Annotated in this window: 1 protein-coding gene; it reads left to right on the forward strand. The window is 66.6% G+C overall.

The features are described from left to right. The coding region (tuf, locus tag Q5Y72_RS19665) for an elongation factor Tu (protein ID WP_305965076.1) at positions 1-1,128 on the forward strand (1,128 nt) is incomplete at its 5' end. Positions 1,129-1,171: the final 43 nt, after the last annotated feature.

Here is a 1,171-nt window from a genome sequence, read left to right on the forward strand (position 1 = left end):
ACGATCGGCCATGTTGACCACGGCAAGACGACTCTGACGGCTGCGATCACGAAGTATTTCGGCGAGTTCCGCGCCTATGACCAGATCGACGGCGCGCCCGAGGAGAAGGCCCGCGGGATCACCATCTCGACGGCGCATGTGGAATACGAAAGCGACGCGCGCCACTATGCGCATGTCGACTGCCCGGGCCATGCCGACTACGTCAAGAACATGATCACCGGCGCGGCGCAGATGGACGGCGCGATCCTGGTGGTGAACGCGGCCGACGGCCCGATGCCGCAGACGCGCGAGCACATCCTGCTGGGCCGCCAGGTCGGCATCCCCTACATGGTCGTCTACCTGAACAAGGTCGACCAGGTGGATGACGAGGAGCTTCTGGAACTGGTCGAGATGGAGGTGCGCGAGCTGCTGTCCTCCTACGACTATCCGGGCGACGACATCCCGATCATCAAGGGCTCGGCGCTGGCGGCGATGGAAGGCCGCGACAAGGAGATCGGCGAGGATTCGATCCGCGCGCTGATCGCCGCGGTCGACGAGTACATCCCGACGCCCGAGCGCGCCGTGGACCAGCCGTTCCTGATGCCGATCGAGGACGTGTTCTCGATCTCGGGCCGCGGCACCGTGGTCACCGGCCGGGTCGAGCGTGGCGCGGTCAACGTGGGTGACGAGCTGGAGATCGTCGGCATCCGCCCGACCAAGAAGACCACCTGCACCGGGGTCGAGATGTTCCGCAAGCTGCTGGACCGCGGGGAGGCGGGCGACAACATCGGCGCGCTGCTGCGCGGCGTGGACCGCGACGGGGTCGAGCGTGGCCAGGTGCTGTGCAAGCCCGGCTCGGTCAAGCCGCACACCAAGTTCGAGGCCGAGGCCTATATCCTGACCAAGGAAGAGGGCGGCCGCCACACGCCGTTCTTCGCGAACTACCGGCCGCAATTCTACTTCCGCACGACGGATGTGACCGGCACCGTCAAGCTGCCGGAAGGCACCGAGATGGTGATGCCGGGCGACAACCTGAAGTTCGAGGTCGAGCTGATCGCCCCGATCGCCATGGAAGAGAAGCTGCGCTTCGCCATCCGCGAGGGCGGCCGCACCGTCGGCGCCGGCGTGGTCTCGAAGATCATCGAGTGATCGCCGCCGAAAGCCGCCCCAGGCCGCGGCTTTCGGGACAACG

The sequence above is a fragment of the Paracoccus spongiarum genome (genome assembly GCF_030732095.1).
Lineage (GTDB): Bacteria > Pseudomonadota > Alphaproteobacteria > Rhodobacterales > Rhodobacteraceae > Paracoccus > Paracoccus spongiarum.